The 14671-nt window shown below is 46.0% G+C and carries 13 protein-coding genes; 4 read left to right on the forward strand and 9 right to left on the reverse strand.

Going from position 1 to position 14671, the window contains the following annotated elements; all coding sequences use genetic code 11:
- The 5 genes from HY811_00630 to HY811_00650 all read right to left on the reverse strand — a co-directional run.
- Positions 1-264 (reverse strand): HEAT repeat domain-containing protein (locus HY811_00630; GenBank protein MBI4833312.1); only part of this gene is annotated, 264 nt, incomplete at its 3' end.
- A 231-nt stretch (positions 265-495) separates the two neighbouring features.
- A complete protein-coding gene (locus tag HY811_00635; protein ID MBI4833313.1) occupies positions 496-1056 on the reverse strand; it encodes a hypothetical protein in 561 nt (186 codons plus the stop codon).
- Between the two features lie 250 nt (positions 1057-1306).
- Positions 1307-3643, reverse strand: coding sequence for a hypothetical protein (locus tag HY811_00640; GenBank protein MBI4833314.1), 2337 nt, complete (start codon positions 3641-3643; stop codon positions 1307-1309).
- 15 nt (positions 3644-3658) lie between these two features.
- Positions 3659-3871, reverse strand: a complete 213-nt coding sequence (locus HY811_00645) for a hypothetical protein (GenBank protein MBI4833315.1) — start codon at positions 3869-3871, stop codon at positions 3659-3661.
- Between the two features lie 257 nt (positions 3872-4128).
- Positions 4129-6156, reverse strand: coding sequence for a sigma-54-dependent Fis family transcriptional regulator (locus HY811_00650; GenBank protein ID MBI4833316.1), 2028 nt, complete (start codon positions 6154-6156; stop codon positions 4129-4131).
- Between the two features lie 209 nt (positions 6157-6365).
- On the opposite strand from HY811_00650, the gene hflX reads away from it, so the two are divergent.
- Positions 6366-7685: a GTPase HflX gene (gene hflX, locus HY811_00655; protein MBI4833317.1), complete on the forward strand. Its 1320-nt coding sequence runs from the start codon at positions 6366-6368 to the stop codon at positions 7683-7685.
- Between the two features lie 18 nt (positions 7686-7703).
- On the opposite strand, the gene HY811_00660 is transcribed toward hflX, so the two are convergent.
- Genes HY811_00660 through HY811_00670 form a run of 3 tightly spaced genes read right to left on the reverse strand, consistent with a single transcriptional unit; the run spans position 7704 to position 9017 of the window.
- Positions 7704-8360: an N-acetylmuramoyl-L-alanine amidase gene (locus HY811_00660; GenBank protein MBI4833318.1), complete on the reverse strand. Its 657-nt coding sequence runs from the start codon at positions 8358-8360 to the stop codon at positions 7704-7706.
- 54 nt (positions 8361-8414) lie between these two features.
- Positions 8415-8825, reverse strand: coding sequence for a ferritin-like domain-containing protein (locus HY811_00665; GenBank protein ID MBI4833319.1), 411 nt, complete (start codon positions 8823-8825; stop codon positions 8415-8417).
- A 3-nt stretch (positions 8826-8828) separates the two neighbouring features.
- Positions 8829-9017, reverse strand: a complete 189-nt coding sequence (locus HY811_00670; protein ID MBI4833320.1) for a ferredoxin — start codon at positions 9015-9017, stop codon at positions 8829-8831.
- A gap of 128 nt (positions 9018-9145) precedes the next feature.
- On the opposite strand from HY811_00670, the gene HY811_00675 reads away from it, so the two are divergent.
- On the forward strand, positions 9146-9655 hold the full coding sequence (locus HY811_00675) for a hypothetical protein (protein ID MBI4833321.1): 510 nt from the start codon (positions 9146-9148) through the stop codon (positions 9653-9655).
- On the opposite strand, the gene HY811_00680 is transcribed toward HY811_00675, so the two are convergent.
- Positions 9641-11794, reverse strand: coding sequence for an O-antigen ligase family protein (locus HY811_00680; protein MBI4833322.1), 2154 nt, complete (start codon positions 11792-11794; stop codon positions 9641-9643). The two genes, HY811_00675 and HY811_00680, sit on opposite strands and share 15 nt — an antisense overlap.
- Positions 11795-11967: 173 nt before the next feature.
- Between HY811_00680 and HY811_00685 the strand changes: the two genes are divergently transcribed.
- Both HY811_00685 and HY811_00690 read left to right on the forward strand, forming a co-directional pair.
- Positions 11968-12621 (forward strand): hypothetical protein, encoded by a 654-nt coding sequence (locus HY811_00685; GenBank protein ID MBI4833323.1) that lies wholly within the window; start codon positions 11968-11970, stop codon positions 12619-12621.
- A gap of 335 nt (positions 12622-12956) precedes the next feature.
- The gene (locus HY811_00690) at positions 12957-14669 is read left to right on the forward strand and encodes a hypothetical protein (GenBank protein MBI4833324.1); all 1713 of its coding nucleotides are present in this window, start codon (positions 12957-12959) and stop codon (positions 14667-14669) included.
- Positions 14670-14671: the final 2 nt, after the last annotated feature.

Below are 14671 nucleotides of genomic sequence, written 5' to 3' on the forward strand. Positions count from 1 at the left end.
GATTGTTTTGATAATCCATTCCACCCGCATCCGGACCTCCGGTTCTTGGGTTTCCTTGAGGGTTTGCTTCAAGAGCTCCAGAGCCGGTTCGCCGATTTTAGTTAATTCTTCTTTTGCCTTTTCCCTGGTTTCCCAGTCGTCATCGCCTAATTGCTTAATCAGCGATTGGATTTCATCATTCGCCTTGGCTTCTTTTCCCTCATCACCTGTTATCCAAATCGCTATTATACCAAGCATTAAACAAGCCAGTAGTATTCTTTTCATAATATTCCTTTTCTTTTTATATAAACCACCCTACCCCAACGCGCCCCTACCCGGCTCTACTGCATTTAATCGATAAGCCGTCCCGCATCTACGGTAAAACGCCCCCTACGGGGACTCCCTGTTATCGGATGCCCCCGTAATGCCCCATTCTGGGATACCCTATTAATCGCCTCGAAAGCTTTCGGGGTGCGGAGCGGGAAAATGGAACGGGGCAAGATATTCTACTTTCTTTTAAGGTGTTACCGCCACGACAACCGGATTGCCAAACGGGCCCATCCGTTTCCTGCGGTCAAACCATTGCGCCTTATAGGCAAGAGTTACCGTTGTCACATTCCCCACATTATGAATATAGGGTGAGTTAGTATCCAGCGCCAGAAAACGAACCGTCTTCGGACCGGTGCATTTCGCCTCGATTATTGGCGGCGGCTCGCTCAAGACAATCTGTTCCGAAAGCGGCGTCCGGGTCAGGTCAGGCACGGTAATCCCCAAATCTTCCCTTTGGGCATCGGTCATAGCCGGATAGGATTGAATCCTTTTGACCAGACTGCGTATCTCCGATTCCAAGATATCCCGGGTATCGTCCTTGGTTTCCGCCGCGGCTTTAGCCGCATTTTGCGCCGCCACGTGTGCCGCCAGCGCCATTTGCCAGGCAGCGGAATCCGCACTGACGTTAACCACATCAGCCGGAGTAAGCCCATATGCGGCCGGTGCTCCAACGACTTTCATCACAAAGTTACCCTGCCAGATGTTAAAATCACCATCTGGGTCTGGCATATAATCTTTCTTTGGCATATTCCTCCTTTCTTATAATAATAAGGGCGGGATTTCTTTCCCCGCCTTCCGCAGCTATTTCCCCGCCCACCGGGGAACTTTCCCCGCCTTCCGTAGCTCTTTCCCCGCCCTCCGGGAAACACTCCCCGCCTTCCGCAGAACTTTTCCCGCCCTCCGGGAAACACTCCCCGCCTTCCGCAGAACTTTTCCCGCCTTCCGGGAAACAGTTCCCGCCCTCCGGGGCGGATTTCCCGGGACCGGGAGGAAGGGATTAAGGCGGCACGCCGATAGCCGTGGCGTTTTCGAATTCTAAATAAGAGCTATCCGCTATCTTCACCCCGGCGCGGGTGCCGCCGCTGATATCGCTCGCCAGTTTATACACGATGTAATAGGTCTTGGGAGTGGTTGTTACCTGCCAGCGGTTCATGTTGAGGTAACACGTGCCGTTGGTAAAATTACCTTTGCTGATAAAAGTATCACCTGCGTCCCAGAAGCCGTTAGTATTCGTATCGCACCAGACCTGGACTTCTATCTTACAGGGTGTATTAACGCCGGTAACACCTTTATCTATGCGGAAACGTCTCCAGCGGGTAGTGCCAGCGCCTATTTGCATATTGAACTTGACATAACAAACAGATTGCCCCATTCTTACCGGAGTATTGCCGTTGGTAAGCATCGTCCATGCGGCTGTGGTGACAAGACTGGCAGGGTCCTCGTTTACAGTAATTGTAATTGCCTTGGAATCAGATAGTGTTTTAGACGTGGCGGTAAAAGTGACCATATAATTCCCGGATTGCGTACCGGAAGGCGTCCAATTAAATATGCCGCTGGCCAGGTTTAACGTTGCCCCTGTCGGAGTTGCGGTCATAGTATACGTTATCGGGTCACCATCCGGGTCATTAGCAGAAAGCGTAAAGGTTAATAATTGTTTTTCATTTATGCTCTTGTTTCCCGGCGAGGTCAGAACCGGCGGCCTGTCAACTACATATCCCACATACCAATAGGCTAATTGCGGGGCAACCGTGGTATTAGAGGTGGACAAGTTCGCCCGGAGTTTTATACCGGTGATACTGGTGAATGTCGCCGGATAAGCAGATGAAAGATTAGTCCCAGAAGAAACATTAGCAACCAATAGTGAATTATTCGACGAGCTTAAGACATCCACGGTCAAGAGTGTGTTAGCCGGCACACTGATAGTATAAGTCAAAACGCCCCAGGAAGAGACCACGGACGGCGCAATGGCTGAACCCAGGTAACTACCCGGAGTAAGAAATGGCGCCGTTCCCACCACAGCCTTCCAGGTAGTCAAGGCGCCGATTTGGACAGGCGAATAGCGGTCGGTATTTGTCCCATCGCCCAAACTACCCAAACCATTATACCCCCAAGCCCAGAGCGTGCCGTCGGTCTTGACGGCTAAGTTGTGCTGAGTTCCGCAGGCAACTTGTTTCCAAGTGGTAGCGACGCCGACCTGGACAGGCGAGGTGCGTTGGGTTGTCGTCCCATCACCTAATTGGCCAGAGTTATTCCATCCCCACGCCCAGAGCGTGCCGTCGGCCTTGACAGCTAAGGTGTGCGCAGCCCCGCAGGCAACCTTACTCCAGGTGGTCAATGCCCCGATTTGGACAGGCGAGGTTCTTTGAGTGTATGTCCCATCGCCCAATTGGCCATTGAAATTATAACCCCATGCCCAGAGCGTGCCATCCGTCTTGATTGCCATGGTGTAAACATTCCCGCAGGCAACCTGTTTCCAGGTCGTCCCGGCTACCTGGACCGGTGAAAGCCGCTGGGTAGTCGTCCCATCGCCTAATTGACCCTGTCCATTATAACCCCAAGCCCAGAGCGTTCCGTCAGTCTTTATTGCTACGGTATGATTACCTCCGCAAGCGACCTGTTTCCAGGTCGTTCCGGCTATTTGGACCGGGGACGATCTATTAGTCTGTGTCCCGTCGCCTAATTGGCCATTCCAATTATAACCCCAAGCCCAGAGCGTGCCGTCGGTCTTGACGGCTAAGGTGAAAGCATTCCCACCGGCGACCTGTTTCCAAGTGGTGAGCGCCCCGACCTGGACGGGCGAGTTTCTTTGAATGGTCGTCCCATCACCCAACTGGCCATTAGAATTAAAACCCCAAGCCCAGAGCGTACCGTCGGTCTTGATTGCCATGGTGTGCTGAGCCCCGCAGGCGACCTTACTCCAGGTGGTCAATGCTCCGATTTGAGTTGGCGTGTTTTTATCAAGATTGTAGAGATAAGCCCCATCTCCGTCGTATTGGGCTGTTCCGCCATGGCCAAGCTGTCCGTATTCACCATAGCCCCAAGACCAGAGCGTGCCGTCTGTCCGCGGGCAGAGGCTGTGGTAAGCGTTTGCTGCGAGGATAAAGGCGGGCGTCTCCTGGCTGGTGTCTGATGATAGTGTGACCTCGGCAGAGCCGGCAGTGGCAACAGTATTCGTAAATGTGCCGTCGGTAAAGACGGTTTCGGACCAGCTGTCGGCAGCCAAATCCCAAGCACCAAATCCCAAACTCCAAATAATTAATAATACACAAAATCCAAAATTCCCCCGACGTGCGCCAGGACTACACTTCGCTTCGCAAACTTTCGTGTTACGCATAAATCACCTCCATTTTCATACGGCGGTTTTCTTCCAGTTCACTAAACAGCCATTTTTAAATAAATAATGTTCTTTGGAATTAGTTTGCGGGAAGAGATAGATCCATTCTTCTGAAACAGGTTCAGAATCTTTCTTGGGTTTAAGCCATTTAGCCACGGGCTTGCCGCGTAATGCCATAATATCATCAGTGGTCAGGGGAAGCATTTTGTTTAATGTTGTTTTATTCATAACAGTTCTCCTTGTAAGTATATAAGTTGATACGATAATAAGTTTATAAGGAGCATAGCCTCGTATTAACTTATCACCTTATTTCATCACCTTATTTCTTATCAACTATAATGTATAGCAAATATCGTGCCAATAATTCGCAATAATGGAGGAGAACTATAAATTATTTAATGCCTTGTAAATAAAGGGGTTAGAAAGCGAAAACAAGTCAAATAAGAATGTTTTTTGTATAATGAGCGTGGTAAAAATTCACGCCGTTACCGTTTGGTAACATTAGAGATGGTTATCTTTAATTGTTTTATCTTTTTGGAAAGAGTTGAACGGTCGCTGTTAAGTTGACAAGCCGCTTTGGTGATATTTCCATTGTTCTTTTTAAGAACTTCTATAATAATACTCTTTTCTATTTCATTACGTAATTCTTTAAGAGGACTATCCGATTTGATAGCAGATTGGTTCATATTAATGTAACTCCGGATTGGGTTAGATAGCATTGATTCTTCAATAACATTAACATCCGGATACAATGCGCAGATGCGTTTTATCTCGTTTTCTAGTTCGCGGATATTGCCGGGCCAGGGGTAGGCGGTGAAAAGCGCTAACGCGCTGGGGGATATGTCAGCCCCGACGTTCGTCGGGACTTCGCTTCGCTCCGGAATTTCCTTACGGGAAAGAGAGCATTTTCGTAAAAAATGCTGAGCGAGGATGGGAATGTCATCCCCGCGGTCGCGAAGAGGAGGAAGATTGATTATAATAGTATTGATACGATAAAACAGGTCTTCCCTGAATAACTTCTGCTTAACCATCTGCTCAATAGTCTGATTAGAGGCAAAGACAAAGCGGGTATCAACCGGAATAGGTTTTTGTCCACCCACTCTCCAGAGAAGTTTTTCTTCCATAACCCTAAGTAATTTTTGTTGCATAGACGGAGACATATTAGAAATCTCGTCTATGAAAAGCGTTCCGCCTGAAGCGAGTTCAATATAACCTTTTTTATCTTCTATAGCGCCGGTAAAAGCGCCTTTGGCATGGCCGAAAAGCGTACTTTCAACAAGCGTTTCGGGAAGCACCCCGCAATTGAACGGTAAATAGGATTTGTTTATACGCAGGCTATTATTATGTATGGCATTGGCAATAAGTTCTTTTCCGGTTCCTGTTTCTCCCTGGATTAAAACCGGCATATCCGTAGGAGAAATCTTTTCTATAAGATGATAAATTTCTTGCATTGAGGGGGAATTGCCGACAATGGTATATTTATTAACCGAATTTTCGTAACGGTCATCAAGGGTTTGAACCAATATCTGCGGGATAAACCTGGATTCATGTTTGGTTTTACCCTGTAATTGTTGATAGAGCCTGTCAAATTCCCTGGTTTTTTCATACAGCCAAATCGTATCCAGTTTAGATAAAACAGGCTTTATCCTGTTTTCTATAGAGCTGGCTTTACGCGACAGCCCTTTAAGAGAATAGCATTTGCATAAAAGGAATCCGGCTTCACAGGCAAGGTTATTTAATTTCAAGCATAATGCTTCTTTCATTATGTCCGGCAAAATCCGAAACGCGGAATCCAACTGGTTTTCCAAAAGGTCAATGGCAGCAAGATGTATTTTCGCTTCAAGGATGCCGCGCGGGAAATCCGCTTGCTCGCATGCTTTAAGGGATATCTGAAAAGACTGGCGTGCCTGGCGATAGTCTTTTATTGACATCAGATACTCGCCTTTAATGTGCATATAATCCATGAAGTATATCTCGCCGGACGGGGACAGCAGGGAAGGTGAAAGTTTTTGTTCAATAATTTGCCCTGCTTTCCCCAAATCGTTTTTATATAAATAACAATAAGCTAAATTAATCAGGGTCGAAACATACATTTCCTTATTCATTGGAAACGTGTAACTCGTGAGTTTTTGGCAGTATTGCTCTACTTTATGGAATTGGCTTAAAGCCTGATTGATATGCATCATAACCAGGAAATTAAGCCCCATCTTAAACGAAGCATACGCGACGCGAACTTGTTCAAGATTATGTTTTGAAGCGGTTAAGTATGCTTTATAGAAAGCATCCAGCGAGCGGGCATATTCCGCAAGGCTAAAACAAGCAAATCCCAGATGGCAATATAAAAGGTGTTCTTCAAAAGGCGAATAAGAAAGGGAAGGGAGTTTCCTTAGCGCCTTTTCGCCCAAACGCTTGGCGTTATCCCAATCCTGTTTATCCAAGGCGGACCTAATTTGTTCCAGACAATCAGATAATGGTTTAGATTCTCTTCGTTCACTACGAGTGCGTTTTGGCATGGTTCCATTTATACAAAAAGAAGGGGCGACTGTCAAGACCCGTTAGAGATTTTATTTAACTATTGTTTCTCATCAAAACAACTTTTAATAATAATGCTTCATTTTTCTCCTAAACCAAAACTCCAGCAAATTTCTAACGGGTCAAGTTCAAATTTAACAACCATAGGATTATATTGACGAAAACATTGCTTTTCTTATAATTAAACATAGTGAAATCTCAAAGGCTCATGACTGTCTACCGCGAGCGCGCCATACTGGTCGGAACTATTTCTCCCCGACACTTTGGGCGGGACTCCACTTACGTTTCGCCTAAAGACCATCAGGAAGATGATCCGCTGGCCGAACTGGAGCAACTGGCTATTACAGCCGGCGCCATCGTTGTGGAAAAGATAACTCAGAAAAAGCAAAAGCCTGATGTCGCTTATTATATCGGCCGTGGCAAGGTCTCCGAACTAAAAGAATTAGCGGATAAAAACGATATCGATACAGTGATTTTTGATAACGACCTCTCGCCCGGACAGATACGTAACCTGGAAAACGAGCTGAAGATAAAAGTGCTTGACCGGACGGAACTTATCCTGGATATCTTCGTCACGCACGCCAGGAGTTTGCAGGCAAAACTGCAGGTGGAGCTTGCACAGCTTGAATACACGCTTCCCCGCTTAACGCACCTGTGGTCACATCTTTCCAAGATTGAAGGAGGCGTCGGCATCGGTCAGAGGGGTCCGGGCGAAAAGCAGCTGGAAATGGACCGCCGCATCGCGCGCGACCGCATCACCAAGCTGAAACGGGAAATCGAGGATATCAACCAACACCACAAGCGCACCACGGAAAACCGCTCGTCTTATTTCAATATCGCCCTCTTAGGATACACCAACGCCGGCAAATCCGCCCTGATGAACGCCTTAACCGGCACGGATTGCCTGGTGGAAAATAAATTATTCTCCACTTTGGACACCAAAACCCAACTATGGAACCCGGCGAATCATTATAAAGTCCTTTTAAGCGATACGGTCGGTTTTATCCGCAATCTTCCACACCACCTGGTCGCCTCTTTTAACGCAACTTTACAGGAAGTCATTGATGCGGATTTGCTCCTCCATATTGTGGATGTCTTTCAGCCGGGAATCGACCAGCGTATCCAGGCAGTTGATAAAGTATTGGAAGAACTCGGTTGCAGCCAGAAACCGCGACTCTTGGTATTCAATAAGATAGATAAAATAGACCCGCTTGAGATGCAGATAGTCAGCAAGGAATTCCCGGATTCTGTTTTCATTTCGGCTAAAAATAAACAAGGGCTTGATGCACTCGCCGGAAGAATCGTGGAATTCATCGCCAAAGACGAAACACTATCGACATTCTCCGTTTCAGCCGGAGACGGCAAGTTCCTTTCTTATCTGGAAGAAATGGGCAATATCATTTCAAAAACGTACCGTGACGGAATGGTCCGGATAAAAATACGCCTGTCTCCGCATGCTAAGGCAAAAGTGATGGGTTATCTGGAAGCCAATAAAAACAAGGCTAAATAGCCTGGCTTTTGGAAATGATTACCGGTCGGTGTTTTCTGCCACCTGTCCCTGTTTCAGCTTTCTTCTCATTTCATCCCATGGAAAAAGCTTGCCAGGGCAATCTGTCTTGCCTTTATCAACGCTTGAATGACCTATGATATTTTCTAAAGGAATATGGTAATCCCTCTGCAGCCTTTTCAGTAAATCATTCAACGCGCTCATTTGCGCCTTGGTCGGCTTGTCTTTCTCAAAATCTCCCACCAGGCAGATACCGATTGATTGCTCGTTCATGTTGGCGTCAAAGCAATGCAGCCCGGGAATCTTCCTAAACCAGCGCTCGCCCACCTCAACCTCGCCGTTCCCGGATTTGGTGCCGTTGCCGATGACGTAATGATAGGCCAACCCGTCCTTCATTTTCATTTCTTCCCTGTGGTAACGGTCAAATATCCTGGCATTGCCGCTTTTGGTCGAGCTGTGATGAATCACCACGTATTTCCAGGGAGAGGAACTTATTTGAGTTGACGTTACGGCCTCCGGTATTTCTATTTTCATCTGACCTTCCGCGGTGGATTTCTTTTTACCGGTAAGTTCTTCAAATGAATCGTTGATGTTTTTATCCGTTGTGAAAAGATATGTAGCGACCAGGAGCGATACGACCGCACCGATGCTGAGGATAAAATCAAATATCCTGACCATACGAATATCATATCGTCAAGACATGGGAAACATCTTTAATGATTTAAGAAATGCTTATAACCAGTTTCGTATTTTTATTAAAGCGGCTTCATGAATTGTTTCTTCGGTAAGAATATTTTGGAGAATATTCCTAAGGTTGCTGTTCGAAGCCAACTTAACGCATTTCTTATAAATCGAAATGGCTTTCTTTTCTGAAGCAAGATGGCTCCGGACGATTTCCGCCGGGGTTTTCATGCCTTCCGTAAATCCAAAGTCCCATTCAGCCGTTCCGCCCAACCGGCTGATTTCCAGCGAAACCAAATCAGCATGCCGGCTTTCCGCCTGCCCGAAATTGTGGAAAAGCTGGACCAGCCATGGATGTTTCGCGAAAGATGTGGCGTGCCTCGGATACAGGAAAATATCGCTGTATTCCATCCGCAAAGCCTTTTGCAGGTAGGTAACAAGTTTTTCCTTATTATCCGCCATTTATTATTGGATCTTAATCGCTTCAGCCGGGCATGATTCAGCTGCTTCCTTGCAGCAAGCTTCTGCGCTCGCCGGGACCGGATTAACCTTGACCTTGGCAATATCATCCGTTCCCATCTCAAAAACGTCAGGGCATGTTTCCACGCAAAGCCCGCAACTGGTGCATGCTTCTTTATCTACAATTGCTTTCATGTTCATTCTTCCTTTCTAAAATCTAATCAAATGCGTTAAAATTATATATTCCCTTAAATAAAGGGTCAAGGATTTTCACCACCCTATTTTTATAAATATCACATCTGGAAATAGCCGATAATTACAATATGATTTACCTGCGTCTTCCCGGAATGCTGTTTATCATATTGTCCGTTATCGCGCCGGTATTGTATCTCAAATTCAGCGATTTGCACTTTTTCCAGCCTAAAGATTATCTGATGGTCGCGCTTACATTTGCCGGCTCCTTGACGTCCGGTATCTGCCTCTTGGTCCTGGCACAGTGGAAAAAGATGGCCCAGCCGATTCCCCCTCCACCTCCGTCTTCATATCCGCGGGTGGAATTCAAAAAGCCCGTGGTCCACAAAAAGGCATCCAGGCACAATATGAAACCGGCGACCGAAGCTGATTTTGTGGTTTTCTCAGATGATAACAAACCGGATTTCAATACCCTGATGGAGGATTTCAAGAATTATATTAAATTGGAAGCATGGGGAATGGCTCTAGCCAAGGCAAATGAAATACTGCATTATTATCCCGATAAGCCGGAAACCGCCAAGGTGCGCGCGAACCTTTCCTTCCTTACCCAGCAGATAAAAAAAGAGTCACCGCAGGGATGATTTCCTCATTATATCCTTTATCATCTCAGGCGTCAGCTTCAGTCTCTTAAGCTTTACGCCCTCATTCAATCTCAATGCCTGTTTGTAAGCCTCAAGCGCTGCCGGGATTTCATCAATCGCCTCAAGCGCTTTGCCAAGCCTATACATATATTCCGGCTTGGTCGGGTATAAAGAAACCGCATTACTGAAACATTCCGCGCTTTCCTTTAGCCTCTCATCTCGCCGGCGCATGAAAGAAACCTTTTGCGCGATATCCGATTCTGTTTTAATCCATTCCGCTAACATCTCCGCATCCTCCTGCAGAAACGTCCCTTTCATAAAATAAAGCGAGGCGGAAAACGGGCTTAGTTCTATTGCCTTATTAATATATCCATAAATAACTTTCTGCCATACGTCAAACCTTACTTTTTCCGGCTTATTAACCATATGTAAAAAAGGAGCCATTACTAGATTCGGCCTGATATCCCAAGTATTACTCTCCAACGCCATGGCTAACTTTTTTCCCGCTTCCACCCTGCCGGATATCAATTCTTCCTGGCTCATATCAATCATATAATCAACCAATATCAACCTCGGCACAAGCCACAGGTTCACCAGAAAAACTATGGCAAGTGCGACTGCCAATACCGTTGCCTTAAGCACGAAACCGGTTTTGATGATATGCTCTTTACTTTTAAATACCAGCCCCACCAGCAATCCCCCGGCCAGCCAGATGCTCATGGAAAGCCCGGCCTCGGAGAAGTTAAAATCAACCAAACTATGCAAAAGGAATCCGCAAATCCCGGCAATCAATCCCGTAATGTAATAATTAGTGATGGGTATCCTATATATTAAAAGGAAAGAAACCAGCCAGATGATAAAGAATACAGCCAACCCTATTTCCGGGATATCCGATATGGCAAAGACTCCCTGAAATGCCTGTGCCAATAAGAATGCAACGAACGCCCCTATGATAACGCCTACCACCACACCTTTTCCCTCTCCCCCTCTGGGAGATGCCGGGAGAGGGGTATTTTCCTCTGTTTTAAGATTGTTTATCCCCTTAAACCCGCGGATAAGGATAATAAGCCAGATAGTGCAAAAAGTTATAATGCCGATAATTCCCAATTCGGAAAACACTTCCAATAAAACATTATGCGCCGTAGTCGTTTCCCCTGCCCAGACCGGCTTATACATCGTATAGGGGTCGGCGAAGTTGGACAGCCCCACCCCGGTCCATAAATTATTCTTAATCACCCCCCAGGCGCCTTGCCAGTAGCCGAACCGGGTTTGCATAGATTCGTTCCCCCAAAGTGCCCAGAATAATACCGCCAGCCCGATAATCACAACAGGCGGCACGATAAAACGCAACGGTTTATTGAATCGATTCCACAACGCGATTGTAAACAATAAGATAATGCTTATGAGGGCCGCCACCCAGGCGCCTTTTGCGCCCGTTGAGTAAAGAATGAAGCTCATAAGGACAAGCAATAACCAATAACCAATTACCAATTTCCAATTACGTTTAAGAAACGAATAGATGGAACACGCTAAAAAAATCGGGATAACCAAAACGAGAAATCCACCCAAAGAGTTCTGGTAGATAAAAGTCCCGAAAGGCTCGTTGGCATTGACGCGTGACATGAATTCTTCCTCTAATTCCTGCGGGACACTCGTCCCTCCTGAGGAATTCGCAATAATCGTTTGTCTCATCTCCTCCAATCCCCAGAGATACTGGTAAAGGGCGAAACAAACTATCACCGCTCCGGTCGCCAGGAAAACACCGCTTATTAGACGAACAACTGACAACTGATAACTGACAACTCCCATTACGAGTTGTATGACCAGATAAAACAGCATTATATCGCCCAGCCAGATAAAAGCCGTGCCGAATGCCGCGAATTTGTATCCTGCCCATAAAGGCGAAAGGATAATCGTTATAGCCCAGACCAAAAGCAATCCGCCCAAGCCCAAAAGATTAATCAGCCTAAGCTCACCTGAAAACGCCTGATAAACCAGACGAATAAGAAAGGCAATAATGATAAAAGAAGTGATAAAGATATTCACTCCGGTTCCGGCAGTGCTCCCGCAGACCAGGAGTTTTAGGACTATGGCGCAGCTCAAAAGCCCCAAGACCAATAGATGAAAAATACGTGCCATGATGGCTATAGTATAGATATTTTCCCCCTGTCTTCAAGTAAAATACTTCACCGGCTGTTAAACGGCCCCAACAGAATACTTTTTAACCCATAACTAATTTAACTTTAAACTCCGGTAAATTATTGACATTTCCGCTAACAATGATATCTTACCGTAAAAAGATTGGATAAACCATGGAAAGAATACCAACCAGACATGTTCTGCAAAACACCGTCGTACAGTGGATAGTTTCCATAGCTATTTACCTGGCGCTCGGCGGGTTTTTCATGTGGTATTACTCTGTGCGAGGCTACTCTTACGATTTATTTACAGTCAATAAAGGCATCGCCCTGGCGGCGCTTTTTTCGATATGCATTTCCATATCCCTGGGGCCTCTTTCCAGGTTTATCATTTTCATCGGCAAACTTTTACCCTACCGGCGCACCCTGGGAATGATTGGCGCATACATGGTTGTTGCGCATATAACGCTTTCGTTTTTCTTTCTCCCTGAAATATTTCCCCTGGAATGGTTCCTGGAACACTGGCCGACTATCATCTTCTGCATCCCGGCCGTTTTACTGCTCCTGATGATTGCCCTGCTTTCCTATCCATCGGGATTTAAATGGCTGGTTAAAAAGAAATTACAGTTCTTTCCGAAATTCGTCTGGCTTGCACTGGGTTTTGCTTTAGGGCATATCCTCTTTTTAGGGAAAATACCTGATTGGATAGAATGGATTAAAACATTTTACACTCCTTTGCCCCATGCTACCTTACCGGCAAGTATTTTTTGTATCATAGTGCTATTTTTGAAATTGCTCGATATCATATGGGGTAAACGAAACCATTAAAAAACGCCCCTGTTGTGTTTCAACTGTCTCATTTATCATAAAGCCTCATTTACTTTAAAAGAAACCGATTTTTCCAAACTTCAATATATCTCACTACCTAATACCATATAATCATTGGTGTTATGATAAGGTAGGATTTAAATATCTGTCTCAATAACAATAATTTAAGCCAGAACAGTCTCATTAATAGCGATTAAATGATACAGTTTTATCACATAATTTAACTATCGTCTTTTATTTAATGCCTTTATTTATAATGGGTTAGATACATCTACAGCATTTATACTCTTATTGGCACGATATTTGCTATATTATAGCTTATGTTGCATACTAGAATGATAACACCCCTATCAAAGATAAATCTCTTTATCAAAGGAAGGGCAAACTGGTTTACAATAGCGCTCTTTTTTTTATTATTAAGCATCATCAGTTTTGGTATTAGCGGTTTTTGCAATAAATATGAAGGAAATGAAACCGAAGTCGGAAGCAGCGGGATAAGCCAGATTACTTCGCCTGCACCGCCCGGCGGAACGGTTGATATCCCGATTACCGCCACACTCTCGTGGGAAATTGTTCCCGGTGCAACTCATTATGCGGTTTATTTCGGTTTAACTACGGACGGCTTGAGCCCGGTTACAAATACGATGTTGACTAATTATGAGCCGGGAATTCTTGAATATAACACTACTTATTACTGGCGGGTAGATCCTAATAACATTAATCAGGTTGTCATCGGACAATTGTGGTCTTTTACTACGATGGCTCAAGCAACAAATTCTCCGCCGCAGGCAAACACTCCCAATCCGGCAAATGGCGCCACTAATATTCCAGCTGCCTGCCAGCTTTCCTGGGCTGCGGCAACCGGGACGAATTCTTATACGATTTATTGCGGAACATCCTCTCCTCCTCCCTTAGTAACAACCTCCACAGTAACAGCTTATCATCCGGGTATTCTTGCCTACAACACCACCTATTACTGGCGGATAGATTCCAATAATAACGCTGGGACCACCCAGGGAGTAGTATGGAGTTTTAAAACCAAAGCACCGCCGGTAAATCCGCCAGCTCAGGCAACAAATCCAACGCCGGCGAATGGCGCAACGAATATTATTGCAAATACCCAACTATCATGGGCTATGGCCACCGATGCCACTTCTTATGACGTGTATTTCGGAACAGTTAACCCGCCGCCGCTCAAAATAACCACCCTTGACACAACCTATAACCCGGGAACGCTTAATAATAATACCGCTTATTATTGGCGGGTAAATTCCAAGAATATCGTCGGAACCACCCAGGGAGCAGTATGGAACTTTACCACACGGGCACAAGAAACCGCTCCCAATCCGCCATCCGGATTAACGGCTACGGCATTATCATCTTCCCAGGTGGTCATCTCCTGGACCGATAATTCCGGCGATGAAACCGGCTTTATCGTGGAACGCAAAACCGGTCCCGCCGGCACATATGCGGTAATTACCACTCTGCCTGCAAATACCGGTGTGTACACGGATATCAGCGCAGCGCCCTTCACCACCTACTATTACCGGCTGGCGGCATGCAATGCCTCAGGAAATAGCGCTTATTCCAATGAAGCTTCTGCCGTCACTTTCAACCGGATTGCTTCCGGCACTATGGTCCTGCAGTGGAAAGCCGAAGGCGACAATCTCAGAATCAGGGTCAGCGCACCGGCTACCGGCTGGATCTCTGTCGGGTTTGACGCGACTAATAGGCATCAGGACGCAAATATCATCATAGGTTACATCAGTAACGGCAGGCTGTTTATCCAAGACGATTACGGCACAGGCTCCACCACCCACTCCTCCGATATTTCGCTGGGCGGGACCGATAACATCACGGAGAAAACCGGCGCCGAAGCCAACGGGACCACCGAACTGGTTTTTACGATTCCGCTTAATTCAGGCGATTCACGCGATAAACCGCTCGTTGTCGGCAATAGTTATAATGTAATACTGGGTTACGGCAACACGGATAATTTTACCGGCATGCATGCGTTCGCTAGAACTATAAATATAAAGATTCAATGAGC

The sequence above is a fragment of the Planctomycetota bacterium genome (genome assembly GCA_016207825.1).
In the GTDB taxonomy this organism is placed as follows: domain Bacteria; phylum Planctomycetota; class MHYJ01; order JACQXL01; family JACQZI01; genus JACQZI01.